This is a genomic window from Micromonospora sp. NPDC047756 (genome assembly GCF_055587245.1).
Window position 1 is genome coordinate 633483 of the sequence record NZ_JBVJGQ010000001.1, and the last position, 24839, is coordinate 658321.

The 24839-nt window shown below is 72.6% G+C and carries 25 protein-coding genes; 11 read left to right on the forward strand and 14 right to left on the reverse strand.

The window, feature by feature from the left end; genetic code table 11:
- Positions 1-1493, reverse strand: a 1493-nt coding sequence (locus ACZ6NZ_RS02950; RefSeq protein WP_465855228.1) for a HAMP domain-containing protein, incomplete at its 3' end; no start/stop codon positions are given.
- A gap of 293 nt (positions 1494-1786) precedes the next feature.
- Here ACZ6NZ_RS02950 and ACZ6NZ_RS02955 point away from each other — a divergent pair.
- Together ACZ6NZ_RS02955 and ACZ6NZ_RS02960 are read left to right on the forward strand one after the other, a co-directional pair.
- A complete protein-coding gene (locus ACZ6NZ_RS02955; protein ID WP_465855230.1) occupies positions 1787-3859 on the forward strand; it encodes a SpoIIE family protein phosphatase in 2073 nt (690 codons plus the stop codon).
- Between the two features lie 49 nt (positions 3860-3908).
- Entirely contained in the window at positions 3909-4316 is a 408-nt protein-coding gene (locus tag ACZ6NZ_RS02960) for a hypothetical protein (RefSeq protein WP_366605907.1), read from the forward strand.
- A 105-nt stretch (positions 4317-4421) separates the two neighbouring features.
- On the opposite strand, the gene ACZ6NZ_RS02965 is transcribed toward ACZ6NZ_RS02960, so the two are convergent.
- On the reverse strand, positions 4422-5780 hold the full coding sequence (locus ACZ6NZ_RS02965) for an FAD-binding oxidoreductase (RefSeq protein ID WP_465855232.1): 1359 nt from the start codon (positions 5778-5780) through the stop codon (positions 4422-4424).
- A 96-nt stretch (positions 5781-5876) separates the two neighbouring features.
- Here ACZ6NZ_RS02965 and ACZ6NZ_RS02970 point away from each other — a divergent pair, with 96 nt between their 5' ends.
- Together ACZ6NZ_RS02970 and ACZ6NZ_RS02975 are read left to right on the forward strand one after the other, a co-directional pair.
- Positions 5877-7973 carry a S9 family peptidase gene (locus tag ACZ6NZ_RS02970; protein WP_465855234.1) on the forward strand — a complete coding sequence of 699 codons (2097 nt, stop codon included), beginning with the start codon at positions 5877-5879 and terminating at the stop codon, positions 7971-7973.
- 159 nt (positions 7974-8132) lie between these two features.
- Entirely contained in the window at positions 8133-8318 is a 186-nt protein-coding gene (locus tag ACZ6NZ_RS02975) for a hypothetical protein (RefSeq protein ID WP_465855236.1), read from the forward strand.
- A 41-nt stretch (positions 8319-8359) separates the two neighbouring features.
- Here ACZ6NZ_RS02975 and ACZ6NZ_RS02980 read toward each other — a convergent pair whose 3' ends face one another.
- The 4 genes from ACZ6NZ_RS02980 to ACZ6NZ_RS02995 form a co-directional block, all read right to left on the reverse strand.
- On the reverse strand, positions 8360-9880 hold the full coding sequence (locus ACZ6NZ_RS02980; protein WP_465855238.1) for an ABC transporter permease: 1521 nt from the start codon (positions 9878-9880) through the stop codon (positions 8360-8362).
- Positions 9877-10578 carry an ABC transporter ATP-binding protein gene (locus ACZ6NZ_RS02985; protein WP_465855240.1) on the reverse strand — a complete coding sequence of 234 codons (702 nt, stop codon included), beginning with the start codon at positions 10576-10578 and terminating at the stop codon, positions 9877-9879. Before ACZ6NZ_RS02985 ends, ACZ6NZ_RS02980 begins: the two co-directional genes overlap by 4 nt.
- Positions 10575-11111 (reverse strand): PadR family transcriptional regulator, encoded by a 537-nt coding sequence (locus ACZ6NZ_RS02990; RefSeq protein ID WP_366605915.1) that lies wholly within the window; start codon positions 11109-11111, stop codon positions 10575-10577. The genes ACZ6NZ_RS02985 and ACZ6NZ_RS02990 overlap by 4 nt, the downstream gene beginning before the upstream one ends.
- Before the next feature lie 202 nt (positions 11112-11313).
- The gene (locus ACZ6NZ_RS02995) at positions 11314-11904 is read right to left on the reverse strand and encodes a TIGR03086 family metal-binding protein (protein ID WP_465855242.1); all 591 of its coding nucleotides are present in this window, start codon (positions 11902-11904) and stop codon (positions 11314-11316) included.
- Between the two features lie 31 nt (positions 11905-11935).
- Between ACZ6NZ_RS02995 and ACZ6NZ_RS03000 the strand changes: the two genes are divergently transcribed.
- Positions 11936-12754, forward strand: coding sequence for a DUF6597 domain-containing transcriptional factor (locus ACZ6NZ_RS03000; protein ID WP_465855244.1), 819 nt, complete (start codon positions 11936-11938; stop codon positions 12752-12754).
- 30 nt (positions 12755-12784) lie between these two features.
- Here ACZ6NZ_RS03000 and ACZ6NZ_RS03005 read toward each other — a convergent pair whose 3' ends face one another.
- The 6 genes from ACZ6NZ_RS03005 to ACZ6NZ_RS03030 are packed head-to-tail and all read right to left on the reverse strand — an operon-like array spanning position 12785 to position 18385.
- On the reverse strand, positions 12785-14314 hold the full coding sequence (locus tag ACZ6NZ_RS03005) for a SpoIIE family protein phosphatase (RefSeq protein ID WP_465855246.1): 1530 nt from the start codon (positions 14312-14314) through the stop codon (positions 12785-12787).
- 13 nt (positions 14315-14327) lie between these two features.
- A complete protein-coding gene (locus ACZ6NZ_RS03010) occupies positions 14328-15689 on the reverse strand; it encodes an ATP-binding protein (protein ID WP_465855248.1) in 1362 nt (453 codons plus the stop codon).
- Positions 15686-16702: a SpoIIE family protein phosphatase gene (locus ACZ6NZ_RS03015; RefSeq protein ID WP_465855250.1), complete on the reverse strand. Its 1017-nt coding sequence runs from the start codon at positions 16700-16702 to the stop codon at positions 15686-15688. The genes ACZ6NZ_RS03010 and ACZ6NZ_RS03015 overlap by 4 nt, the downstream gene beginning before the upstream one ends.
- Positions 16699-17118 carry an anti-sigma regulatory factor gene (locus ACZ6NZ_RS03020; RefSeq protein WP_347664737.1) on the reverse strand — a complete coding sequence of 140 codons (420 nt, stop codon included), beginning with the start codon at positions 17116-17118 and terminating at the stop codon, positions 16699-16701. The genes ACZ6NZ_RS03015 and ACZ6NZ_RS03020 overlap by 4 nt, the downstream gene beginning before the upstream one ends.
- Positions 17115-17525, reverse strand: coding sequence for an STAS domain-containing protein (locus ACZ6NZ_RS03025; RefSeq protein ID WP_366605925.1), 411 nt, complete (start codon positions 17523-17525; stop codon positions 17115-17117). The genes ACZ6NZ_RS03020 and ACZ6NZ_RS03025 overlap by 4 nt, the downstream gene beginning before the upstream one ends.
- On the reverse strand, positions 17525-18385 hold the full coding sequence (locus ACZ6NZ_RS03030; protein WP_465855253.1) for an STAS domain-containing protein: 861 nt from the start codon (positions 18383-18385) through the stop codon (positions 17525-17527). Before ACZ6NZ_RS03030 ends, ACZ6NZ_RS03025 begins: the two co-directional genes overlap by 1 nt.
- A 163-nt stretch (positions 18386-18548) precedes the next feature.
- Between ACZ6NZ_RS03030 and ACZ6NZ_RS03035 the strand changes: the two genes are divergently transcribed.
- Entirely contained in the window at positions 18549-18905 is a 357-nt protein-coding gene (locus tag ACZ6NZ_RS03035; protein ID WP_030332365.1) for an STAS domain-containing protein, read from the forward strand.
- A 13-nt stretch (positions 18906-18918) separates the two neighbouring features.
- Here ACZ6NZ_RS03035 and ACZ6NZ_RS03040 read toward each other — a convergent pair whose 3' ends face one another.
- The gene (locus ACZ6NZ_RS03040) at positions 18919-20211 is read right to left on the reverse strand and encodes an MFS transporter (protein WP_465855255.1); all 1293 of its coding nucleotides are present in this window, start codon (positions 20209-20211) and stop codon (positions 18919-18921) included.
- A 50-nt stretch (positions 20212-20261) separates the two neighbouring features.
- Between ACZ6NZ_RS03040 and ACZ6NZ_RS03045 the strand changes: the two genes are divergently transcribed.
- The 4 genes from ACZ6NZ_RS03045 to ACZ6NZ_RS03060 all read left to right on the forward strand — a co-directional run bounded on the left by ACZ6NZ_RS03045 (position 20262) and on the right by ACZ6NZ_RS03060 (position 22793).
- Complete coding sequence (locus ACZ6NZ_RS03045) at positions 20262-20978, forward strand: FadR/GntR family transcriptional regulator (protein WP_465855257.1); 717 nt, start codon at positions 20262-20264, stop codon at positions 20976-20978.
- 39 nt (positions 20979-21017) lie between these two features.
- On the forward strand, positions 21018-21491 hold the full coding sequence (gene mscL / locus ACZ6NZ_RS03050) for a large conductance mechanosensitive channel protein MscL (RefSeq protein ID WP_465855917.1): 474 nt from the start codon (positions 21018-21020) through the stop codon (positions 21489-21491).
- Positions 21492-21572: 81 nt separating this feature from the next.
- On the forward strand, positions 21573-21824 hold the full coding sequence (locus ACZ6NZ_RS03055) for a hypothetical protein (protein WP_278143440.1): 252 nt from the start codon (positions 21573-21575) through the stop codon (positions 21822-21824).
- Between the two features lie 597 nt (positions 21825-22421).
- The gene (locus tag ACZ6NZ_RS03060) at positions 22422-22793 is read left to right on the forward strand and encodes a hypothetical protein (protein ID WP_465855259.1); all 372 of its coding nucleotides are present in this window, start codon (positions 22422-22424) and stop codon (positions 22791-22793) included.
- Positions 22794-22860: 67 nt separating this feature from the next.
- On the opposite strand, the gene ACZ6NZ_RS03065 is transcribed toward ACZ6NZ_RS03060, so the two are convergent.
- Positions 22861-24150 carry a benzoate/H(+) symporter BenE family transporter gene (locus ACZ6NZ_RS03065; RefSeq protein WP_465855261.1) on the reverse strand — a complete coding sequence of 430 codons (1290 nt, stop codon included), beginning with the start codon at positions 24148-24150 and terminating at the stop codon, positions 22861-22863.
- A 56-nt stretch (positions 24151-24206) separates the two neighbouring features.
- Between ACZ6NZ_RS03065 and ACZ6NZ_RS03070 the strand changes: the two genes are divergently transcribed.
- A complete protein-coding gene (locus ACZ6NZ_RS03070) occupies positions 24207-24767 on the forward strand; it encodes a helix-turn-helix domain-containing protein (RefSeq protein WP_465855263.1) in 561 nt (186 codons plus the stop codon).
- Positions 24768-24839 lie beyond the last annotated feature (72 nt).

The following is a 24839-nucleotide window of genomic DNA, read 5'->3' on the forward strand; positions in this document are numbered from 1 at the left end:
CCCTTCGCCACGGCGGTGGTCACCGAGGCGATGTTGCGGACCTGGCTGGTCAGGTTCGACGCCATCGAGTTCACGTTGTCGGTCAGGTCCCGCCAGGTGCCGGAAACGCCCTTCACCTGCGCCTGACCGCCCAGGTTGCCCTCGGTGCCCACCTCACGGGCCACCCGGGTCACCTCGTCGGCGAACGACGACAACTGGTCGACCATCGTGTTGACGGTGTTCTTCAGCTCCAGGATCTCGCCCTGAGCGTCCACCGTGATCTTCTGCGACAGGTCACCCTTCGCCACCGCGGTGGAGACCTGGGAGATGTTGCGGACCTGGCTGGTCAGGTTGCCGGCCAACTGGTTGACGTTCTCGGTGAGGTCACGCCAGGTGCCGGAGACGCCGCGCACCTGGGCCTGACCGCCCAACTTGCCCTCGATGCCCACCTCACGGGCCACCCGGGTCACCTCGTCGGCGAACGACGACAACTGGTCCACCATCGTGTTGACGGTGTCCTTCAGCTCCAGGATCTCGCCCTGCGCCGCCACCGTGATCTTCTGCGACAGGTCACCGCGCGCCACCGCGGTGGAGACCTGCGCGATGTTACGGACCTGGGCGGTCAGGTTCGACGCCATCGAGTTGACGCTGTCGGTCAGGTCCTTCCAGGTGCCGGCCACGTTCGGCACCTCGGCCTGGCCGCCCAACTTGCCCTCGGTGCCCACCTCACGGGCCACCCGGGTCACCTGCTCGGCGAAGAGCCGCAGCGTGTCGGTGAGGTAGTTCATCGTGGCGGCCAGCTCGGCCACCTCACCACGCGCGCTCACGGTGATCTTCTGCGACAGGTCACCCTTGGCCACCGCCGTCGCCACCTGCGAGATCGACCGCACCTGGCCGGTCAGGTTCGACGCCATGGTGTTCACCGAGTCGGTGAGGTCCTTCCAGGTGCCGGCGACGCCCCGCACGTCGGCCTGGCCACCCAACTTGCCCTCGGTGCCCACCTCACGGGCCACTCGGGTCACCTCGTTGGAGAACGACGAGAGCTGGTCCACCATCGTGTTCACGGTGCGCCCGATGCGCAGGTACTCACCGCGCAGCGGCCGACCGTCGATCTCCAACGCCATGTGCTGGGACAGGTCACCATCGGCGACCGCCACGATCACCCGGGCGATCTCCGTGGTCGGTCGACCCAGGTCGTCGATCAGCGAGTTGATCGCCCGCTGCCCCTCCGCCCAGGAGCCGTCCAGCCCCTCGTCGTCGAGCCGCTCGGTGAGCCGGCCGTCGCGACCGACGATCCGGCTGATCCGCCGCAGGTCCAGATACTGCCGCTCCTGGAGCGAGACCACCTCGTTGAAGGCGTCCGCCACCTCACCGGCCGCGCCGGCCCGGCGGGGAAGCCGGACCTTCAGGTCGCCCCGCCCGATCCGTCGCAGTGCCTCGGTCAACTCACCGAGGAGCGCCTCGTTGTCGAGCGCGGACGGATCCGCCACCGACTGCTTAGACGTGGTCATCATTCCTCGCTCAACTCGGGGGGCGCCGATCCGTGCGGACACACCGGCACCCCATATTGTGCCCGCGCGCGCCGTGGTGCCAGGGTGCGCGACCCGCCAGATGGCATCGATCGCCCCGTCGACCCGCCCGATCGGCGTCGAGCCGGCACGCCGCGCCGCAAACCTCGCCCGGCTCCCGCGCCGATCGTTTCGACGCGTCCGACCCCAGTGCCGCCGGCGGGACCGCTGAGCGACGCGACAGTGCCGGATCGTTGATCGGCTTGGCAGCCGGCAGGGCGACGGTGGAGGATACGGGGGTGTCAGGCGAGGTTGGGCCCGCGACGGCCGGGGCCCAGGACGGGGCCGTCCGGCGTGTCCGGCTGCCCGCCGACCGGCGCACACCCGCGGCCGCCCGCGCCGTGGTCCGCTCGGTGTTGACCGAGTCACACCTCGACGAACTGGCCAACGAGGCGCTGCTGCTCACCACCGAGCTGACCACCAACGCCGTCGAGCACGCCCGCACCGAACTGGACATCGAGGTCGTTGCGGACGAGATCGGGCTGACCGTCACCGTCTCCGACTTCGCCCCCGGTTCCGGCGACGAGCTGACCGTCGGCGACCGCAACGACTCCGCCGAGATCAACGAGGTCTCCGTGCGGGGCCGGGGCCTGTTGCTCGTCGACCACTTCGCCAGCCGCTGGGGCACCACCTACCTGCCCACCGGGAAGGGCGTCTGGTTCCGACTGGACCGCCCCGGTGCCGACCTGCCCGCCGGTGGGACCATCAGCGATTCGACACCGGCCAACGTCGGGCCCCGGACGAGCACCGACGGGTCCGCGCCGAGCGCCAGCGCGATGAGCGAACTCATGCAGACCGCTCCCGACCTGTACGGGGACGACCCGTTGCCCGACTTCGCCACCAGCCTGCTCAACCGGGTCGCCGAGATGGTGGGCGCGGCCGGCGGCACCATCCGCCTGGACCGCGGCGACGGGCAGGGCCGCCAGGTGCTGGCCCGCTTCGGTCGGCCACCCCGCCCCGGCAGCGAACTGCTCCGGGTGCCACTGACCGTGCACCGCCCCTACGCCGGGGAGTTGGAGTTGGACGCCGCGCCGTCGGCGTACGCCCAGCCCTTGGCGGTGCTCACCGCCGAGCGGCTGTCGCTGCACCTGGAGAACGACCGGCTGCGCCGGGCCGACGTCCGCCGGCAGGTGTGGCTGACCTTCCTGGCCGAGGCGAGCGAACTGCTGGCCCAGTCGCTCGACGTCGACCTGACCATGGCGCTCGTGCCGCAACTGGTGGTGCCGCGACTCGGTCAGTGGTGCGCCGTGCACACCACCGACGAGTGGGGTCGGCTCCGGCTGGCGGCGGCCAGCCACGCCGACGAGTCGATGCTTCCGCAGTTGCACAAGGTGCTGGCCGAGACCGGTCCGGACTCGGTCCAGGCCCGCCTCCGCGAGGCGTCCCGCAGCGCGGCGCAGATCCCCCTGGGCGGGCCGATGGAGGGTTTCGCCGTTCCGCTGATCGCCCGTGGGCAGCGACTCGGAACCCTGGCGGTGGGGCGGCACCAGCGGCACCGGCACGACCCGGACGAGGTGGCCGTGCTGGAGGACGTGGCCCGACGGGCCGCGCTGGCCATCGAGAACGCCCGGATCCACGCCGAACGCCGTCGGGTGGCGCAGACGCTCCAGCAGTCTCTGCTGCCGCCGGTGCTGCCGTTGGTGGACGGGATCGGTTTCGCCGCCGAGTACGTCCCGACCGGCGACGACGCCGAGGTGGGTGGCGACTTCTACGACGTGGTGCCGCTGCCCGACGGGCGCTGGCTGGTGGTGATCGGTGACGTCTCGGGCAAGGGTGTCCAGGCCGCCGCGGTGACCGGGCTGGTCCGGGACGTGATCCGAGTGCTGGTCGGCGACGGCAAACCGTTACCGGAGGCGCTGGCACGGCTCAACGAGACACTTGTCGAGCGCGGTGGCGGCCGCTACTGCACGCTGGCGCTGGCAGCGGTCGGGCCGGGTGAGGGTGACCGGTTGGACGTCTCGCTGCACCTCGCCGGGCACGACCGGCCGGTGCTGCTGGCCGCGGCGGGCGGCGCCGGGTTCGTCGGCACCGGGGGCACCGCACTCGGCCTGCTCGACACGATCACCTCGCCGACGGCGGAGATCACGCTCGCACCGGGCGACTCGCTGATCTTCTACACCGATGGCGTCACCGAGCGGAGGCGCGGCCGGGAACTGTTCGGCACCGACCGACTGCGGGACGCCGCCGCACCCCTGGCCGGATATTCGGCCGACGTGGTGGCCGCCCGGCTGCGCGCCGCAGCGATCAACTTCTCGGTCGAGCCGCCCCGGGACGACATCGCCGTCCTGGTGCTCCGTAACGACGCGACCTGACCGCCGCTCCGGCCCCCCGTTCTCGGGGCCGCTCGGTAGATTGACGGCCATGACGAGCGTCGCGCAGGTCACGTCGTACTCCCGGCCGATGGTTCGGGCCCTGATCGCCGCGCAGTTCGCGACCATCGGCGGGTTCCTCGCCGTGCTGCTGCTCTACGTCGGGCGGATGACCAGCGCCGGCGTCGGCCCGGCCGAGATGCTGACCGGCGCGTACGACCCGAAGGACATCGCCTTCTTCGGTGTGCTCCACCCCGTGGTGGCGGTGCTCTACCTGACGGGTGCGGTGCTCGGGCTGCCGTTGGCGATCGTCGCGGGGGCGGTGGTCGCCCGGGAGCGCGCGGTTCTGCCCCGGGTGACCCGGTCACTGCTGCTGGCCGGCGCGGTGGGCGGCCTGCTGGTAATGGTGGCCCGGCTCACCCCGCCGCTGCTGGACATGCACCGGTGGTGGATGGACTGACCCGCTGCCGGCCCGGCCGCGCAGGCCGCCGGGGAGCCGGCCGGGGCTCACCGGCCACCGGGAAGCCGGCCGGGGCTCACCGGCCACCGGGAAGCCGGCCGGGGCTCACAGGCCGCCGGGGAGCCGGCCGGGTGCGAGCCGGTGCTCCGGATCCAGGTGCCGCTTCGCGGCCCGCAACTGGGCCAGGCCGGCCAGCTCGCCCCAGAGGTCGACCGCCTGGCGGACCGCCGCCGGAGCGGAGACCACCACGCAGCGACCCTGCCGGGCCAACAACACCCCTCTGACGGCGGCCAGGATGGACGCCACCCGGTCGGCTGGCAGCGCCCCGGGCAGTGCCGCGTGCACCACGCCCAGCCCGGCGGACCCGCGCACCGGCACCGGCGCTCCGGCCGCGTCGCGCAGCGCGTAGACGGCGGCGTGCAGGTCGCCGATCGGCACCTCCAGTCGCAGCGCCGTGTCACCGGGCGCGAACGGGTAGCGACGCCACCACGTCGGCGCGGAGTGGGCGATCGTCGCCTCCCCGTGCAGCAGGCCGACCAGCCGCTCGGCACGCTCGGTGACGTCGGCGGGACCGCCCTCCAGCAGCACCACCAGGCTGCCGGCCCGGGACGGGGCGCCGGCCCGGCCGGACATCGACGGGTGGCGTTCCCGGGCGGTGGCCGCCGGGTGACCGGGCGGGTACGGCGTGCGGGGGCGGGGGGTGCCTCCGGGCAGGTCCAGCTCGATGGCCGACGGCTCCAGCCGAGCGGCGAGGATCGTCCGGACCAGGTCGTGCACCTCCAACGGCGTCCACACCGGGCGGGAAACCCAGAGCCTGCTCGCCGGCACCGGCTGCACCCGCAGGCTCGCCGACACCAGCACGCCGAGCGCGCCCTGGGAGCCGCAGAGCAGGCGGGCCAGGTCGAGGCCGGGCGCACCGCCTCCGACGCTGATCAGCTCGCCGTCGGCGGCGAGGTAACGCACACCGAGCAGTTGGTCGCAGGGGCTGCCGTGGCGGTGGCGCAGCGGGCCGGCCTCGCCGGCGGCGAGCACCCCGCCCAGCGTCGCACCGGGTGAGGGGGCGTCCATCGCGAGCCGCTGCCCGGTGCGCTCCAGGGTGGCCTGCACCGCCCGCAGTGGAGTGCCGGCACCCACGTCGGTCACCAGCGAGTCGACCGGCTGGTGACCGATGCCGGCCAGCCGGCCGGTGTCGAGCAGGATGTCGACCTGAACGGGGGCGGCCCCCCAGTCGATCTTCGTGCCCGCGCCTCGGGGCACCACCGCCAGATCGTGCACGGCGGCCAGCCGCAACACCTCGGCCGCGGCGTGCGGGCCGCCCGGGACGGCGACCCAACGCGCCGGCCGCCCCGCCACCTCGTCGGCGGGCCCGGCCAGCCGGGAGAACGGTGGACCGCAGATCGCCGCCAACCGCCGGGTGATCTCGAGGGCTCCGGACCGGCCGAGGGAACTTGCTGCTGCCGCCATGCCGGCCATCGTACATGTGTTCTAAAGTCGTGGTGGCGAGTATCGGGATGCCGCTGGTCCGGCGCGCTGCGGCTGCCGGCCGGTAACGTGGCCGCCGTGACCACCGAGACTGCCCCGCCCGCGGCGAAGCGGGTGCCCAGCGAGCGCACCCACCACGGCGACACCGTCGTCGACGAGTACGCCTGGCTCGCCGCCAAGGACGACCCGGAGACGATCGCCTACCTGACCGCCGAGAACGAGTACACCGACGCGCGCACCGCGCACCTGGCCGATCTGCGGGCCGACCTGTTCGAGGAGACTCGCCGCCGCACCCAGGAGACCGACCTGTCGGTGCCGACCCGCAAGGGCGGGCACTGGTACTACACCCGGACGGTCGAGGGACAACAGTACGGAGTGCAGTGTCGCCGGGCGGTCCGCGACGGCGAGACCGACCCGCCGGTCAGCGCGGACGGCGCCCCGCTCGACGGCGAGGAGGTGCTGCTCGACGGCAACCTGCTGGCAGAGGGGCACGACTTCTTCTCGCTCGGCGCGTTCGACGTCAGCCCGGACGGCCGCTGGCTGGCCTACTCCACCGACTTCTCCGGTGACGAGCGGTTCACCCTGCGCGTGAAGGACCTGACCACCGGCGAGCTGCTGCCGGACGAGGTGCCGGACACGTTCTACGGCACCGCCTGGTCGTCGGACGCCTCGGTGCTGTTCTACGTGACGGTGGACGACGCCTGGCGGCCGAACCGGGTCTGGCGGCACACCATCGGCTCTGCCGCCGCCGACGACGTGGTGGTCCACCAGGAGGACGACGAGCGGTTCTGGGTCGGGGTGGAGCTGACCCGGTCGGAGAAGTTCATCCTCGTCGACGTGCACAGCAAGGTGACCAGCGAGGTGCTGGTGATCCCCGCCGGCAACCCGACCGGCGCGCCGGCCGTGATCGCCCCTCGCCGACAGGGCGTCGAATACACGGTGGAGCACCACGGCCACCGTTTCCTGATCCTGCACAACGACGGCGCGGAGGACTTCGCGCTGGCGTTCACCTCGGCGGACGTACCGGGCGACTGGGTGCCGCTGATCGAGCACAACCCCGGCACCCGGCTGGAGGCCGTCGACGCCTTCGCCAACCACCTGGTGGTGTCGCTGCGCACCGACGGGCTCACCGGGCTGCGGGTGCTGCCGGTGGGCAGTGACGACGGGTACGACATCGACTTCCCCGAGCCGCTCTACAGCGTCGGGTTGGACGCCAACCCGGAGTACCGCACCGGTCAGGTCCGGCTGCGCTACTCCTCGCTGATCACCCCCGACTCGGTGTACGACTACGACCTGGTCACCCGGCAGATGGTGCTGCTCAAGCAGAAGCCGGTGCTGCCCGGTCCGGACGGGCGACCGTACGACCCGGCCGAGTACGAGCAGCACCGTGACTGGGCACTCGCCGACGACGGCACCCGGGTGCCGATCTCACTGGTCTGCCGCGTCGGCACCCCCCGGGACGGCTCGGCCCCCTGCGAGCTGTACGGCTACGGCTCCTACGAGGCCAGCATGGACCCGTGGTTCTCGGTGGCCCGGCTGTCCCTGTTGGACCGGGGCGTGGTCTTCGCGGTGGCGCACACCCGGGGCGGCGGCGAGCTGGGCCGGCGGTGGTACGACCAGGGCAAGCTGCTGGCCAAGAAGAACACCTTCACCGACTTCGTGGCGTGCGCGCAGCACCTCGTCAAGGCTGGCTGGACGGCCAGCGACCGGCTCGTCGCCCGGGGCGCGTCGGCCGGGGGCCTGCTGATGGGCGCGGTGGCCAACCTCGCTCCGGACGCGTTCGCCGGGATCGTGGCGCAGGTGCCGTTCGTGGACGCGCTCACGTCGATCCTCGACCCGTCGCTGCCGCTGACGGTCACCGAGTGGGAGGAGTGGGGCAACCCCCTCGACGACCCCGAGGTGTACGCGTACATGAAGTCCTACACCCCGTACGAGAACGTGGCCGCCGTGGACTATCCCGCGATCCTCGCGGTGACCAGCCTCAACGACACCCGGGTGCTCTACTCGGAGCCGGCGAAGTGGATCGCCCGGCTGCGCGCGGTCGCCCCGGGCGGCGACTACCTGCTGAAGACCGAGATGGGCGCCGGGCACGGCGGCCCGAGCGGTCGCTACGACTCGTGGCGCGAGGAGGCGTTCATCAACGCCTGGATCCTGGACCGCATCGGCCACGCCTGACCCGTCGGGTCGGCGTGATCGCGCCCGGTGGTGGGAGTGGTCCCCTCGGCGTCCCCGGGGAGACGCACTCCGACGATCGGGCGCGATCCTGGCCGGGTCACGCAGGGGCCGCTCGGCCTTTCCGGGTCGCTGCGGATGTCGCGGCCTAGACTTCCGGGAGTGACCGGGGCTACGGATAGTGACGGCGAAGCCGCCGAGGACACCCGCCGACCGAGCGTGGCGGCCGTGGCGCGGGACCGTCGGGTCTGGCTGATCCTCGCGGTGGTCGCCGGCCTGCTGGTCTGCTGTTGCTCGGCCGTGGTCGGCACCTTGATCGCACTCTCCTCCGGGCTGCTCGCCGCCTGACCCGACCGCGCGGGTCAGGCCGGCCGGCGGGAGCGTCCGGATCAGGTCGTCCGTAGCTCGTCCAACGCGGTGCTGGCCCGCAGGAAGAGCAGGCCGACACCGACCGTCACCAGCACCGCCGCCAGGGCGCCGGCACCGAGCCACGCCAGGTGCTCCAGCGGTACGGGAACGGCTCGCTGCACCGCGGGGAAGTACACGATCCGGGAGTACTGGTCCCGGGTGGCAGGGTCGTCGCAGAGCGCGGCCGGGGCATCACAGACCAACGTCGACCCGCCGCCCTCCGACACCTCGGCGACGAGCCCTCGGCCGAGCAGCGTGCCCACGGTGAGCGCGAGCAGGATCGCCGGCACGGCCGGCACCAGCGCCTGCCAGGCCACCGACCGGCCAAGCGTGGCGCGGGGCACCCCGGTGGCGACCAACGCGGCGTAGGCGCGGCGTCGGGCGACGATCCCCTCGACCAGCGCGACGATCAGGCCGCCCGTCGCGATCAGGATGGCCACGGCGATCGCACCGTCGACAAGATCCATCGTCGACAGGTAGAAGGGGTTCGCGCCACCGTCCGCCCCGGCGAGCCGGCTCTGCTCCCGCTCGATCTGGTCCTTCGTGGCGAAGTAGGCGCGCTGGGCCGCCGCGCCCGCGCCGAAGATCAGGGCGGCGAGCAGCGCCGCGAACGTGCGGCTTCCCGCCCACGGATCGGCCATCAGCCGGCCCGCCGCGAGCAGAGCAGCCGGCCTGCGGGCGTGCCGACGTAACAACCGCCCGCAGTGATACGACAGCCAGCCCGTGCCGATCACCACTCCGATCATCGCCGCGAGCGCGCCCACCGCGAACAGCAGTGGCACCAGTCGGCTCGCCGCCTGCCCGTCGGCGACCCGGTAGACCACCGGGCGGATCAGCGCGAACGAGACCACGCCGGACCCGATCAGGAGCCCGGCCCACGGGCCCGGACCACGCTCGCGGGCGGCCTTACGACTCACCCCGAGCGGGCTGGTGGTGACCGTACGCAGCATCAGGGCGGTGGCCAGCGCCGCCACGACCGGCAGACCGAGCACCACGCCGGCCAGCGCGCCGGTCGACGGCAGCACGTCGGTGGGCAGGGCCAGTCGACCTTGCGCGTCCGGACGGTGCAGCAGGTCGCGGCCGACCAGGTGGACACCCAGCCCGACGAGCGTGCCGAGCAGCGCGGCCACGCCGGTCTCCAACACCACCAACCGGGTGACCTGCCCGGGAGTGGCGCCGGCCAACCGGAGCGCGGCCAACCGGCGGTCCCGGGCCGGCGCGCCGAGCCGGGCGCACTGACCGGCCAGCGCCAGCACCGGGACCATCAGCATCAGCAGCGCGAACGCCGTGCCGCCACGCAACCCGGGCTCCCGCAGCAACGCGTTGCGGTACTGCTCGGACTGCTCCCAGGCGTCGCCAACGGGTTTCTCGATGGCCAGCACGGTGAGCGCTGCGAGCCCGGCCAGGGTGGCCAGCAGGGCGCTGAGCGCGGTGAGCACCACCCGGGCGGTGTCGGTGCGGGTGCCGGCGAGCGCGAGGCGGAGCAGCGTCGTCGGCCTCACCGGGCGCCGCCGGCCAGCGGCACGTCGAGCCCCAGGCCGGTGTGGTCCACCAGGCCGTCACGCAGCACGATCTCCCGATCCGCGTACGCGGCGATCCGCGGCTCGTGGGTGACCAGCACGACGGCGGTGCGCTGCTCGCGAGCGAGCCGGACCAGTTGGGTGAGGACCTGTTCGCCGGTGAGCGTGTCCAGTGCGCCGGTCGGCTCGTCCGCGAAGAGGACCCGAGGTTCGGTCACCAGCGCCCGAGCCGTCGCGCAGCGTTGCTGCTGACCCCCCGACATCTCACCCGGCCGCACGTCGGCCACCTCGGCCACCCCGAACCGTTCCAGCCAGGTCAGCGCCGCCGTCCGTGCCTCTCGCCGCCCCGTGCCGGCAAGGAGCAGAGGAAGTGCGACGTTCTCGGCGGCGGTCAACTCGGCCACCAACTGGCCGAACTGGAACAGCACCCCGAACTCGGTGCGCCGCAGCCGGGACCGGGCCGCCTCCGACCAGGTGTCGATGCGCTGCCCACGCCAGCTGACCTCGCCGGCGTCCGGCCGGAGAATCCCGGCCAGGCAGTGCAGCAGTGTCGACTTGCCGCAGCCGCTCGGCCCGGTGACGGCGACGATCTCGCCCTCGGCCAGGTCGAGCGTCACGCCGCGCAGTGCGGGCGTCGGGCCGTACGCCCGAACCACGCCGCGAGCCTGGAGTTGCGTCACGGATGCACCTCCCGGTGCCAGTCGGCGACCCGGCCCAGGGTGGCGTGCAGCCACCGCAGATCCGCGTCGAGGTGGGCGATCGCGAAATCGGCCGCGACCACGTCGCTGAGGGTGGCGGCCGGTTCGCCCTTGACCGCGGTCAACTCACGCAGCCGTGCGGTGTGCGCGGCCCGCTGGGCGATCAGGTACGACCGGGCCCGGTCCGCATCGGCGACCAGCAGCGCCACCACGACCTTGGCGAAGAGCGTGCTGGCCACGTACGGCATCGGCGCTTCCACTGTGGACAACCACTGGTCCAGCGCGTCCCGCCCTTGGCCGGTCAGCTCGTACGCCGTGCGATCCGGCCCGGCCACCCGGTCCTGGCCGGCGGCAGCCACCAGCCCGTCCCGTTCGAGGCGGCCGAGAGTGGCGTAGACCTGCCCGAAGGCCAGCGGCCGCGCCCGCGGCAGCCGCTCGTCGTGCGCACGCTTCAGCTCATATCCGTGCCGGCTGCCCCCAGCGAGCAACCCGAGCAGAACATGCGGCGTGGACACCCCGCCCACTATTCACCCAGCGAATACCCAAGTCAACAACCCCCACCCCCACCCCCACCCACCCCACCCACCCCCCCACCCACCCCCCCACCCCGTTGATCATGAAGTTATTGCGCCGACACGCCGAGAACGTGGGCAATAACTTCATGATCAACGGGAACGGGAACGGGAACGGGAACGGGGGTGGGGGTGGGGGTGGGGGTTAGGGGGTTTGGGGCCAGGTGGGGGTGCGGCCGGTCTGGGTGAGGAGGTGGGCCAGGTCGGGGGTTGGGTTGGGTGGCCCGGCCGGTGCCAGACCAGGGGGCGGGTCGGCGAAGACGCCCATCTTTCGGGCGGTCGAACCCAACTGCTCCACCAGCGCGTGCAGCTCGGCCACCACCTCCGGGGCTGGCTGGTACGGCTGGCCGGTGGCGACCGCGAGATCCCAACCGTGCACGGTCAGGTCCAGCAGAGCCATGCCGCCGATGACGGGTTGCGGCATGCCCATGCCCGGTGACACACCCTCCAGAGTGGACGGATCCGACCAGGCGGTCACCAACCGGCCGGTCTCCGCCTCGAAGCGGTCCCGCCAGCCGTCGCCCAGGTGATCGGGCTTGTCGGCCCACTCCACCTGCCGCTTCTCGGCCAGGTCCTGAAAGTTGACCACCACCTGGAAGAGGTGGTTGAGCAGATCACGGACCAGATAGTCGCTGCACGGGGTGGGCAGGTCCAGTTGGTCGTCGGAGACACCCCGTACGACATCGACGGTGCGCGGCGCGGCGGCCGCCAGCAGCTCGCTAGTCTGAGTGGACATAGGGCCAGCGTATGAGGGTGGTCTTGAACAAATGCGACAGCGAGCGCGTGGCGACAGTCGGGGAATTCTCGACCCCGGGCGCCTGCTGCGCGAGATGCGCTTCCGCCGACACCTGCCGGCGGAGTCGCTGCGCCCGTGGGTCGAGCACTACTGGTTGATCGACTGGGCGTTGAGCGCGCCGTTCGAGCAGCGGGTCGTGCCGCACCCGGCGGTGAACGTGGTGTTCCGACGCGACGACGACGGGCCGGAGTCCGGCGAGGTGGCCGGGGTGGGCCGCGACCTGTTCCGGGTCACGCTCAACGGCACCGGCCGGGTGTCCGGGGTGCAGTTCCGCCCCGGCGGCTTTCACCCGTTCTGGCGGCGGCCGGTCGGTGAACTGACCGGCCGTCGGGTGCCGCTGCCCGTCGGCCGGTTGACCCACCCGGACGTCCCGGTGGGCGCGGGCACGTCCCCCACCTCGGCGGCCGGCGACGATGAGCGCTGCCGGGCGCTGGACGCCCTCCTCACCGCCTGGCAGCCGGAGCCGGACCCGCTGGCCGAGGAGGCCGTCCGACTGGCTGAGGCGATCCGTACCGACCGCACGGTGCTGCGCGTCGACGACTTCGCCGCGCGGCACGACGTTCCGGTCCGCCGGTTGCAGCGGCTGTTCATCGAGTACGTGGGGGTCGGGCCGAAGTGGGTGATCCGCCGCTACCGGCTCCAGGAGGCGGTCGAACAGGCCACCGGTGGCCCGCTGAGCTGGGCCGATCTCGCCGCCGACCTCGGCTACAGCGACCAGGCCCACCTGGTCCGTGACTTCACCGCCGTGGCCGGGGTCTCCCCTGCCGCGTACGCCCGCTCGGTGCGCTGAGAAGACCGGGAAGCTGCCGGAGCTGACCGATCAGCGACGCCGCAGGACGACCACGGCGACGTCGTCCTGGATCTCCGGTGGGGCCAGTTCCACCAGCAGGCGGGCGCAGAACTGGTCCAGGTCACCGTCGACGGTCGCGGCGACCCCGGCCAGTGCAGCCAGCCCCTCGTCGATGGTGGCGTCCCGTCGCTCGATCAGCCCGTCGGTGTAGAAGACCAGCGTGGCCCCGGCCGGCACCACGAACTCCAGGTCGGCCGGGCGCGGGGCGCGGACGCCGAGCAGCGGCGCGGAATGCTGCACGAAGTCGACCTTGCCGTCCGTGATCAGCAGCGGTGGAAGGTGCCCGGCACTGGCCAGCCGGACCCGTCCGGTCGGCGGGTGCAGCAGCAGCACGCAGAGCGTCGCCAACTCGTTCGGCAGCAGTGTCCGCATCAGCTCGTTGACGCGGTGCAGGATCTCGCCGGGCTGGTGGCCCTCGACCGCGTACGCCCGCACCGCGTGCCGCAGCTCGGCCATCACCGTCGCCGCGTGCAGCGAGTGGCCGGCGACGTCCCCGATCGCGAGCAGCAGGTGACCGTCGAGCATCACCAGTTCGTAGAAGTCCCCGCCTACCTCGGTCTGCGCGCTGGCCGGCTCGTAGCGCACCGCGAGGTCCAGGCCGGCCACTGTGGGCAGCCCGCGCGGGAGCAGGCTGCGTTGGAGGGTTACAGCGATCCGGTGCTCCTCGTCGAACGAGCGCTGCCCCTCCACGGCCGCTGCCACCGCCTGGGCCAGTTGCTTGAGGACCGGGGTCTGGGCGGTCTGGGTGGCGGTCGGCACCACCACGTACAGCGGGGCCCGGTCCTCGCGCAGCCGGGCGGCGGCGACTGTCACGGTGTCGCCCGCCGGCCAGTCGACGAGAGCCCAGCTCTCCGGGGCCTCCACCCGCACCGTGGCGCCGGTGGGCACCCCGGTGTCGTCGACGACCCACGGCACCACGGTGGCCGCCGTGCCGGGCCCGGCGCAGACGCCCGCGAGGCAGTCACCGTCGAAGGTTTCGGCGATCACCGCCGCCGGGCTCCGGAAGATCTGGGCGGCGCCCTCGGCGGCGGCTTCCAGCAGGCGCGCGAAGGTCGGCGCGGCGTGCACCGCGACCGTCGTGTCGGCCAACCCGAGCAGCCGCTCGGCGAGCAGTTCGGCACGCTGCCGCGCCTGGTAGTAGCGCAGCACCGCCCGGGTGGTGGCGATCAGCTCCTCGGGCTCGATCGGCTCGGTCAGGTACGCGTCAGCGCCCCGGGTCAGCCCCTGGGCGCGGTCGGACACGTCCACGGCGTGCGCCGACACGTGGATCACCGGCATCGCCGGGTGTCGCATCTTGATCTGTTCGCAGACCTCGTAGCCGCTCAGGTCGGGCAGCCGGACGTCGAGGACCACCAGGTCGATCCCGTCCGCCTCGACCCGGGCCAACGCCTCGGCGCCGTTCTCGGCCTCCTGCACCGTGAACCCGGCCCGGGTCAGCCAGCTGACCAGCAGGTAACGCTTGGTACGACTGTCGTCGACCACCAGGATGGTTGTCGGCATGCCGTCCACGCCGTCACGCCCCGCCTGTGGGCAGGGAGACGGTGAACGTGCTGCCTTCGCCCTGCGCGCTGGTCAGCTCCAGTGACCCGCCGAGCAGCGTCACCAGCCGTCGGGCGTACGGCAGACCGAGGCCGGTGCCGCCGACCCGGGTGGTGCCGGGGATCTGGTAGAACTCCTCGAAGATCCGGTCGTGCAGCTCCGGAGCGATGCCCGGCCCGGTGTCGCTGACCTCGAACTGCCAACGATCGCCGTGTCGGCTGGCCCGCAGCCGCACCTCGCCGTGCTCGGTGAACTTCAAGCCGTTGTGCAGCAGGTTGCGCAGCACCTGGCCGAGCAGCACCTCGTCGGTGCGCAGCAGTGCCGGCCCGGTCGGCTCCTCCACGACGAGCTCCACCTCCGGGCGGGTGGCCAGCGCGCGCAGGGTGCCGCGGAGTTGACCGAAGACCGGCCGCAGGTCGACGTCGGTCAGGTCCGGCTCGATCCGGCCGGACTCCGCCTTGGCCAGGTCGAGCAGTTCGTTGACCAGGTTGAGCAGGTCCGCCGCCGACGATCGGATCAGGTCGACCTGGCGGCCCTGCTCCTCGGTGAGCGGGTCGGAGGCGGAGTCGGTGAGCAGCCGTCCCAGGCCGATGATCGCGGTGACCGGAGCGCGCAGCTCGTGGCTCACGTTGGCCAGGAACCGGCTCTTCGACTCACTCGCCGCGCGGAGCTGGGCCGACTTCTCGTCCAACTCGGCGTAGAGGGCGACGACACCCCGGTTGGTCTCCTCCAACTCCTCGGTGAGCTGGTTGTAGAGCGCCAGCACACCGCGGTTGGTCTCGGCCAGCTCCTCGTTGAGCACGGCCAACTCGTCGCGCTGACTGCGCACCTCGTCGAGCGCGGCGATGAGCTGCCCGTTCTGCACCGTCAACTCGTCCAGCGCACTGCCCGGCGCGGTGCGGCCGAGTTCGGTGCGGAACTCGGCGAGCCGCTCCGGGGTGGGTATCGGCGCGTTGGCCGGGACTCGTCGGGACATCCGTACGACCGTAACCCCCTCGGAGGTCCACACGCTCAGTGTGTCGACCAGACGGGACACCGCACCGGACTGCGGTTGGTAGCGGTCGTCCGGCAGCGGGGACACCGGGGCCAGGTCGGCGCGCAGGTGGAAGCGGCCGTCGGCGGCCGCGTCGACGTGGAAGGAGACGTCCGCTCCCCCGGTCGTCCGCAGCAGATCCCGGGCGACCTCGCTGAGCGCGGTGGCGATCCGCACCTGGTCCTGGTGTTCGAGGCCGACCACCGCGGCGACCTCGCGCCCCCGCTGGCGGATCACGAAGATGTCCTGCTCGACCCGCAGCGCCATCTGCAGCAGCGGCTGCGCCGTAGGTTCGCTGGTCATGCCCAGGACCTTGCGACAAGGACGCAGGCGTCGTCGCGCCGCACACCCGCGTCACGCAGCAGCGTCGCCGCCATCACCAGTGGTGACTTCTCCAACAGGCCCGGGTAGTCGGCCAACCGCCACCGGTCGGCCACCCCGTCGCTGTGCATGACCAGTCGGGCGCCCGGACCGAACGGGTACGCGTACTCCCGGATCGTCGGCCGCTGGTGCCCGGCGATGCCGGGCAGCGAGACCAACCCGCGACGCTTGTCCTCGGCATCGACGACCACGCCGGAGATGTTGCCCAGGCCGGCGTAGTGCAGCACCCCGGTCTCGGGCGCCAACTCGGCGACCGCGAGCGCGGCACCGCGGGTGTGCGACATGCTGCGGTGCAGGTGACCGACGACCGTCGCCGGTGGACCGGCCGGGGCGTTGCGGAACGCGGCCAGCGCCGCATCGGTGGCGGCCCCGGCCAGCGGGCCGTGCCCCAACCCGTCGCTGACCAGCACCTGGTGCCGCCCGTCGGCGACCCGGACCGCGTACCCGTCGCCGCTCACCGTCTCGCCGGTCAGCGGTCGGGTGAGAGCGCCCGCCCAGGACGGGGACGGCCGTACCGCCGCCGGCCAGACCTGCACGGCGAGGACCGTGCCCCGGCCGGGCAGCGAGTATCCGTCGAACCAGCTGGCCTGCCGGACGATGGCACCCAGACCGATGCCGAGTGTGCCGGCGGTGGAGTGCCCGTCCCGGGACGAGACGGTCAGGTCGGCCATGCCGGGCCCGGAGTCGATCGCCACCAGCTCCACGCCGGCCTGCCCGGCCCGGCGCACCGGTCGGAGCAGCAGGACACCGTCCTCGGCGTGCTTGACCAGGTTGCTGGTCAGCTCGGCGGCGACGATGGCCAGGTCGGCGATGCGCGCCTCGCCCATCTCCACCTGCGCGCCGAGGCGTTCGGCGGCACGCCGGACGGCACTCGCGGCGCTGCTGGCCTCCACTCGGAACCAGATGCCACTGTCGGTGACTGCGTCGGCGTTCACCTGGACCACTTGGTGACCGTGATCCGCGTACCGGTCTCCGCTGACGTCTCGATCTGGAACTCGTCGACCAGGCGTCGCGACCCACTGAGGCCGAGGCCGAGGCCGCCGCCGCTGGTGTAGCCGTCGGTCATGGCCAGGTCGAGGTCGGCGATGCCCGGCCCGGAGTCGGCGAACACGATCTGCACGCCCTTGCGCCGGCCGTTGTCCACGACCGTCACCTCGACCGAACCGCCGCCGCCGTACACCAGGGTGTTGCGGGCCAGCTCGCTGGCCGCGGTGACCACCTTGGTCTGGTCGACGAGGGACAGCTTGCTGGCCACCGCCACGGCGCGGACCAACTGCCGGACGCGCACCACGTCCTCATCGCTGCGGACCGACTGCGCCTGTGGCTGGCCCAGGTCGACGCCCGCGGTCACAGCGTGGCCGTCTCGGCGTCCGGATCGTCGTCGAGCTGGTGGTCGAGCTCGTCGGCGTGGGCGGTCGCGATCAGCTCCATGCCACGCTCGACGTTCAGCGCGGTACGGATGCCGTTCAGCGACAACCCGAGTTCGACAAGGGTGATGGCGACGGCCGGACGCATCCCGACCACCACCGTCTCGGCGTCGAGCACCTTGGAGATCGACGCGATGGCGGAGAGCATCCGCCCCACGAAGGAGTCGACGATGTCCAGCGCGGTGATGTCGATGATGACGCCGTGGCAGCCGGTCTCCACGATCCGCTCGGCCAGGTCCTCCTGGAGCTGGACCGCCGTCTGGTCGGACATGTCGAGCTGGATGGAGACGAGCAGGATGTCGCCGATCTTGAGGATCGGTACGCGTTCCATCAGAGGCCCCGGCGCGGCTGGCGGCGGGCGGTCTCCACCCCGGTGAGCCGCAGCACGTGGCGCAGCGCGTCGGCGAGGCTGGCCTTGGTGGCGATGTCACCGAACTCGATGCCGAGCGCCACGATGGTCTGCGCGATCTGCGGCCGGATGCCCGAGATGATGCAGTCGGCACCCATCAGTCGGGCGGCCACCACGGTCTTGAGGATGTGCTGGGCGACCTGGGTGTCCACCGCCGGCACGCCGGTGATGTCGATGATCGCGTACGGCGAGCCGGTGTCGACGAGGGTCTGCAGCAGGCGCTCCATGACCACCTGGGCCCGGGCCGAGTCCAGGGTGCCGACCAGCGGCACGGCGACGACGCCCTCCCAGAGCTTGACCACCGGCGTGGAGAGCTCGAGCAACTGCTCGGCCTGGTCGGCGATCAGGCTCTCCCGGGTACGGACGAAGCTCTCGAAGGTGAACAGGCCCATCTCGTCGATCAACTTCGAGAAGGCGACGTAGTCCCGCAGTGCCTCCGGGCCGCCGGCCTCCTGCACCAGCTCGGCCAGTACGTCCTTCAGCGCGAAGACGCTGATCGAGGTCTCGGTGGCGGAGAAGCCCTGCCGGGCCCGGCCACGGGACAGCTCGGAGAGCGCGGCGCGCAGTTCGGCGGCACTGTCGGCGGACAGGTCGATGCTGCCCTGCTCGCTGGTGGTGACGATGGCGCGGTGCAGATCCTGGACCTGCCGGCGCAGCTCCGCCTGGCTCAGCCGGCCCCGCAACGAACTGGTGACGATCTCGGTCCACCGAGTCGTGACCCGTTCGTCCTGCCCGCTGAGCAGCGCGGCGAGCCGACCACTTTCTTCGGTGCTCAACGCCATTTCGAACCCCCTTGACCTGGACCGGGCGGACTCTATCACCGGGGTCTGATCAACTACTTGCCCCGTAGCAACGGAATGACGATGGCCACCGGATCACGGCTCCCGTTCTACCTCCGGTCGTGGTGGTGGGATACCGTTCCCCCGATAACAGGAGGTCTGGCGAATGTCGTTGACGGTGCACACGGAACAACGCGGCGACGTGGTCGTCGTGGCGGTCGCGGGCGAGCTGGACATGGCCACCGCACCGCAGCTGCAGGACCAGATCACCGACCTGCTCGACAAGGGCCGCAACCGGCTGGTGTTCGACCTGGCGGACGTCTCGTTCTGCGACTCGACCGGTCTGTCGGTCTTCGTCCGCGCCAAGAACAGCTGCGACGAGGCTGGCGGCGTGGTCCGGCTGGCCGCCCCGCAGCGCGGCGTGCTGCGCATCCTTGAGGTGAGCGGGCTGGTCGAGGTGCTGCACACCTACCCGACGGTGGATGAGGCAGTCGCTGGCGAACCGACGCCGGCTTCCTCCTGACCGTCGGCGTACGTCACTCGTCCTCGACGTAACGGGGACGGGCGATCGCCATGCCCGCCGTCGTCTGCACGGCCAGGGCACCCAGCAGGAACCCGATCGGCGCGGTCCAGCCACCGGTGGCCTCGTAGAGGATGCCGACCATCAGCGGGCCGAGGGCGGCGATCACGTACCCGGTGCTCTGCGCGAACGCGGAGAGCGCGACGGTGCCCTCGGCGGTGCGGGCGCGTAGGCCGATGGCGGTCAGGATCATCGGGAACGCGCCCTGCCCGATCGCCAGGAGTGCGACCCAGAGCAGCGCGGCGCCGTGCGGTGCGAGCGCCAACCCCAGGTAGGCCAGTGCGGACGCGGTGGTGAGCCCGAGCACCAGCGGCCGAAGGTTGCCGAGCCGACCGGCCAGGGTGGGCATCAGCAGCGCGATCGGCACGCCGAGCGCGGTCACTCCGGCGAGCAGCAGCCCGGCCGACTCCGGCTGGTAGCCGGCGTCCCGGAACAGCTGGGCCAACCAGCCCATGATCGCGTACCCGCTGAGCGACTGCGCCCCGAAGTAGACGGCCATCGCCCAACCGAGCCGGGTCCGCGCCGGCCGGATCCGCGTGGGCCCGGCGGCGGTCGCCGTCGGGGTCCCCCGCCGCGCCGCGGCGCGGGTCCGCAGCGCCAGCGGCACCCACGGGAGTACGGCCACCGCGGCCATCGCGGCCCACACGCCGAGCCCGGCCCGCCAGGACCCGAAGGCGTGCGCGATCGGCACCGCGGAGGCGGCGGCCACCGTCGTGCCCACCGTCAACGCCATCGTGTACGCGCCGGTGACCAGGCCGGTGCGGTGCGGGAAGTGCTGCTTGACCAGCATCGGCAGCAGGATGTTGGCGACCGCGATGCCGGACAGCGCCAGCGCGCTGGTAAGCACGAAGATCACGGCGGAGTCGGTGGCGACCCGGAGCACCTGGCCGACGGCGAGGGCGAGCATGGCGACCACCAGCACCCGGGCCGGCGCGACCCGGCGGACCAGCCACGGGGTGAGCGCGCCGAGGCCGGCGAACGCGATGGTCGGCAGGGTGGTGACCAGGCCGGCGGTGACGCCGGAGAGGCCCAGCCCGTCGCGGACCTCGTCGAGCAGTGCGCCGAGGCTCGTCACCACGGCGCGCAGGTTGAGCGCGACCAGCAGCATCCCGACCAACACCAGCGCGCCACCGGTCGCCGGGTGTGTCCGCCGGCCGGTGCCGGGGTCCCGCGTCCGACGACTGTCGATGGCGACGGGAGCGGCGACGGGGGCGGGCAGCGCCGGAGCGGCGGTTGGTGGCGGGGTCATGACCGCTAACCTACAATCATGGGATGAATTTGGGACCGGTGATGTAACCAGTGCCACCGTCGGTTGAATTCCCCTCAGCGCCGCCGGCACCGCCCCGCGGCCAGTCCGCCGTGCCACCCCGCGGCCACCGGGTCCGGCAGACCACCGAACAGCTCCGCGCCCGCATCCTGGGCGGCGAATGGCCCGTCGGAGGGCGCATCCCCACCGAGCCACAACTGGTCGCCGCGCTGGGCGTCGGGCGCAACACGGTCCGCGAGGCGGTTCGCGCCCTGGTGCACGCCGGGGTGCTGGAGTGCCGGCAGGGCTCCGGCACCTACGTGGTGTCCACCGACGAACTGGCCCCGGTGGTCGCCCGCCGACTCGGCGACGACCGGATGACCGAGGTCATCGAGGTACGCCGCGCCTTCGAGGTGGAGGCCGCCCGGCTCGCCGCGTTGCGGCGTACCCCGGAGGACCTGGCGGCGCTCGACGGCGCGCTCGCCCAGCGCGAGGCCGCCTGGCACGGCGGCCGGGTCGACGCGTTCGTCGAGGCCGACGCGGCACTGCACACCGCGGTGGTCGCCGCCGCGCACAACGCCATGCTCGCCGAGCTGTACGCCTCGGTGGGCACCGCCCTGCGCAGCACGGTCGCCCAGGCCATGGGCGGGGAACTCACGCCCGAGCGCTACGTCGACCACACCCGGCTCGTCGAGGCGATCCGAGCCGGCGATGCCGGCCGGGCGGCGCTCGAAGCCGGCGCTTTTCTGGAACCCGCCGAACGGGCATAGGTTGTGCCCGACAGAAAAGCGGACACCTCGGGAGTACGGATGCTCAAGGGCTTCAAAGACTTCATCATGCGCGGCAACGTCGTCGACCTGGCGGTCGGTGTCGTCATCGGCGCCGCGTTCACGGGCGTGGTCACCCAACTCACCAAGTCGTTCCTCGACCCGCTGATCCGGGTCTTCGTGCTGCTCATCACCGGCAGCGACAAGGGTCTGGCCGGCACGGCACCCAACTTCCGTGGCATCCCGTTCGACTGGATCGCCTTCGTCAACGCGGTGATCACCTTCCTGCTGACCGCGGCGGCGCTCTACTTCCTGGTCGTCTACCCGATGAACAAGCTGGCCGAGCGCCGGCAGCGGGGCGAGGAGCCGCCACCGGCGGCGCCGAGCGAGGAGGTCAAGCTGCTCACCGAGATCCGGGACGCCCTGGTCTCCGCCGGCCACACCACCCCCGGCCAGCAGCGTGGGGCGCTGGACGACGTGCTAGGCCGCCGCCCGGAGCCGCCGACGCAGCGCTGATCCGAACGGATGCACATCGGCCCCTGTGGGATTCCCGCAGGGGCCGCACCTTCTCGTACGTGTGTTCGATAGAGTCCCGCCATGGAGCAGCGGAAGCACTGGTGGAACGGGAAGTGGGGGCGACTGGCCCGGCGGGACGTCTTCCTCCGGGTGGACGCCGACCGCTGGCACGTCGAGCAGCGGGCCGGTGGCGCCGAGGGCATCTCCCGTTTCTACGAGTACGGCAGTGCGGACGAGGCCGAGGACACCGTCCGGGCGCTGCTCGACGGCCCGGACACCTGGCGGGAGCTGTCCCCCCGCCCACCCGGCAGCTGGACCCTCCCGAACACCTGAGCGCGCGGAACACCGTGCCGCCTGCCGCGTGCTGGGGCTAGGGGCTGGCGTAGCGGCCCGCCGCCGCCACCTTGCGCGGCCCGTGGGGGCGGTATTGATTTTGCCGGTGATGACTCTGAGGCATAAATATGATTCACAGTCATCACGCTCCCTGAGCCATTGCCTCCCAGACCCACCGCCACGGACCGGCCACCACCGAGCCCACCGCCTCCCCAGCCCACTACCTCCAGACCGGACCCCTCCGAGCCCACCGGCCCATCGCCCCCGGACCGGCCACCACCGAGCCATCGCCCCCGGACCGGCCACCACCGAGCCACCGCCCCCGGGACGGCCACCACCGAGCCGCTGCTCTGGGACGAGGTGCGACCGCACCGAGGTCGCGGCCGCCGTTGGGTGGCGGGTGTCGACCAGCCCTGCGTGTTGCAGCCCCGGCCACCGCCCGGTGCCGAGCCTTCCGGCGGGGGTGGGCTCGGCTGGGCGGGACGGGCAGGCGAGCCCGCGGCGGATGGGTGGGGTGGGTGGGCGAGCCCGCGGCGGATGGGTGGGGTGGGTGGGCGGCGGCGTTTAGCGGCGCGCTGCGCTGGGAACCGCAGCGGGATGGACCAGCAGGACGAGCAGCAGGCGACCATCTCGCGGATCACCACCGGGATGCGGGTGATCGACTCGGCTGGCACCGAGGTCGGCACCGTGGACCTCGTCCAGCGGGGCGACCCGAACGCGGTGACCGTGCAGACACCGACCGCCGACCCGGGCAGCAGCCTGGACGAGCTGATCGAGGCGACCGCGGTCGAGGAGCCGGACGTCCCAGCCGATCTGGCGGCGCGACTGCTGCACAGCGGCTATCTGAAGGTCTCGACCGACCTGACCCGCACCGGCGCGGTCTACGTACCGGCCGACCGGATCGGGTCGGTGGCCGACGGCCGGGTCCTCCTGGCCGTCGGGGTGGCCGACCTGCCGCCCGAGGAGTGACCCAACCGCCCTGATCGACTCGGGTACACGGACATCGGGGTGTCCGGAGCCTCGGGACGGCCCGACTTCATGGAACCCGAGTGGATCTGTCCGACGCGGCGGGAGCGGGCTCGTCGGGCGCGGGCCTGTCCGGAGCGGCGGCGGAGGCGGGCTCGTCGGGCGCAGCGGGGGTGGGCGCAGCTGGGGTGGGCGCAGCTGGGGTGGGTTGGCGGCGGTGGAAGAGCAGCAGCATCAGGCAGCCCGCGACCAGGCCCCAGAACGCGCCGCCCACGCCGATCAGCGTCACCCCGGACGCGGTCACCACGAAGGTGACCACGGCGGCCTCCCGGGTCGCCGGGTCGGTCACCGCCGCAGCGAGCGCGGTGGCGAGGGCACCCAGCAGCGCCAGCCCGGCGACCGCCTCGATGAGGATCGGTGGGGCGACCGCCACCAGCGTGGTGGCCGCGCCGGCGCCCAGTCCGAGCACGGCCAGCCCGGCACCTGCGGTGACCGAGGCGATCCAACGGCGCTCCGGGTCAGGGTGCGCGTCGGGACCGGCGGCCAGCGCGGCGGTGATCGCCGCGAGGTTCACCGCGTGCCCGCCGGCCGGGGCGGCCAGCAGGCTGGCCAGGCCGGTGGTGCGCAGTGCGGCGCCGAACGGCGGCCGGTAGCCGTAGCCGACCAGCACCGCCATGCCGGGCACGTTCTGCGCGGCCATGGTGACCAGGAACAGCGGCAGGGCCAACCCGACGAGTGCGGACGCGTTCCAGGCTGGCGCGGTCAGCGTGACCGACGGGATCAGCGCGGCACCGGTGAGGCCGGTCGGCGGTGCGGTCAGTGCGATCGCCGCCACGGCCACCACCAGCGCACCGGGCACCGCCCAGCGTCGGGCGAACCGGTGCAGCAGCAGCCAGCCGGCCACCACCGATCCGGCCACCACCGGCAACTCGACCAGCGCGCGGACCGGGGCGGTGCACAGCGGCAACAGCACCCCGGCGAGCATGGCGCCGGCCACCGGCTTGGGGATGGCGGCTACCGCACGGCCGAGCGGCGGAAACAACCCGGCCGCTACGACCAGCACTCCGGAGACGAGGAACGCGCCCACCGCTACCGGCCATCCTCCCGGCGGGGGCCCGGTCGCCACCAGCAGCGCCGCGCCCGGAGTGGACCAGGCCACGCTCATCGGTATCCGGTATCGCCAGCCCATCCAGGCGGCGGCGAACCCACTCGCCACGCAGAGAGCAAGCAGGCCGGAGGCGGCCTGTGCGTCCGACGCGCCCGCCGCTCGGAGCCCGGCCAGCACGACGGTGAACGAGCTGGCGAAGCCCACCAGCGCGGTCACCACCCCTGCCAGCAACGGTTGCACGCGTCCGGCCACCACACCCCTCCGAGCTGTTCCGTTTACGGAACGGAAGCGTGTAGCACGATAGCCGGGTGCCGCACCCACCACCAGCCCCCCGCCCGGGCCTCGACGTGGATCCCGCCATCGTCGGGCGCCGGGTCCGCGCCCTGCGCGAGGAGCAGGGGATCTCGCTGTCCACACTCGCCCGGCTCGCCGGTGTCGGAAAGGCCACTCTCTCCGGCCTGGAGCACGGCACCCGCAACCCGACCCTGGAGACGCTCTGGGCGGTCACCGCGCAGCTCGGCGTACCGCTGACGGCGGTTCTGGCGGAGCCGGCCGCCGGGCCCACCGTGCACGGCACCGCGGTCACCGCCACCCTGCTGGAGGTCTTCACCGACACCGACGCGACCTACGAGCTGTACCGGATGCGGGTCGCGCCCGGCCCCGGCCAACTATCCCCCGCCCACCCGGCGGGAGTCACCGAGCACGTCACCGTGTTCGCCGGGGTGCTGCGCGCCGGGCCGGCCGACGCACCGCTGACGGCCACGGCCGGCGGCCACCTCCGCTGGGTGTCGGACGTGCCACACAGCTACGCGGCGGTGGGCGACGAGGAGGTCGCGGCGAGCCTGCTGCTGCGCTATCCGCGCCGCTGAGATCCCGCCGATCGGTCACGGACCGTCGGCCTCGTCGACGAAAATCGCAATCATTTCTCGACCTAGGTAGGA

Bases quoted from the DNA above. Each gene is read 5' to 3' on its own strand.
- ACZ6NZ_RS02960 (WP_366605907.1), top strand. From the start codon at position 3,909: ATGACGAGCGTCGCGCAGGTCACGTCGTACTCCCGGCCGATGGTTCGG.
- ACZ6NZ_RS02965 (WP_465855232.1), bottom strand. From the start codon at position 5,780: ATGGCGGCAGCAGCAAGTTCCCTCGGCCGGTCCGGAGCCCTCGAGATC.
- ACZ6NZ_RS02995 (WP_465855242.1), bottom strand. From the start codon at position 11,904: ATGTCCACTCAGACTAGCGAGCTGCTGGCGGCCGCCGCGCCGCGCACC.
- ACZ6NZ_RS03000 (WP_465855244.1), top strand. From the start codon at position 11,936: ATGCGACAGCGAGCGCGTGGCGACAGTCGGGGAATTCTCGACCCCGGG.
- ACZ6NZ_RS03005 (WP_465855246.1), bottom strand. From the start codon at position 14,314: ATGCCGACAACCATCCTGGTGGTCGACGACAGTCGTACCAAGCGTTAC.
- ACZ6NZ_RS03010 (WP_465855248.1), bottom strand. From the start codon at position 15,689: ATGACCAGCGAACCTACGGCGCAGCCGCTGCTGCAGATGGCGCTGCGG.
- ACZ6NZ_RS03025 (WP_366605925.1), bottom strand. From the start codon at position 17,525: ATGGAACGCGTACCGATCCTCAAGATCGGCGACATCCTGCTCGTCTCC.
- ACZ6NZ_RS03030 (WP_465855253.1), bottom strand. From the start codon at position 18,385: ATGGCGTTGAGCACCGAAGAAAGTGGTCGGCTCGCCGCGCTGCTCAGC.
- ACZ6NZ_RS03035 (WP_030332365.1), top strand. From the start codon at position 18,549: ATGTCGTTGACGGTGCACACGGAACAACGCGGCGACGTGGTCGTCGTG.
- ACZ6NZ_RS03040 (WP_465855255.1), bottom strand. From the start codon at position 20,211: ATGACCCCGCCACCAACCGCCGCTCCGGCGCTGCCCGCCCCCGTCGCC.
- mscL (WP_465855917.1), top strand. From the start codon at position 21,018: ATGCTCAAGGGCTTCAAAGACTTCATCATGCGCGGCAACGTCGTCGAC.
- ACZ6NZ_RS03055 (WP_278143440.1), top strand. From the start codon at position 21,573: ATGGAGCAGCGGAAGCACTGGTGGAACGGGAAGTGGGGGCGACTGGCC.
- ACZ6NZ_RS03060 (WP_465855259.1), top strand. From the start codon at position 22,422: ATGGACCAGCAGGACGAGCAGCAGGCGACCATCTCGCGGATCACCACC.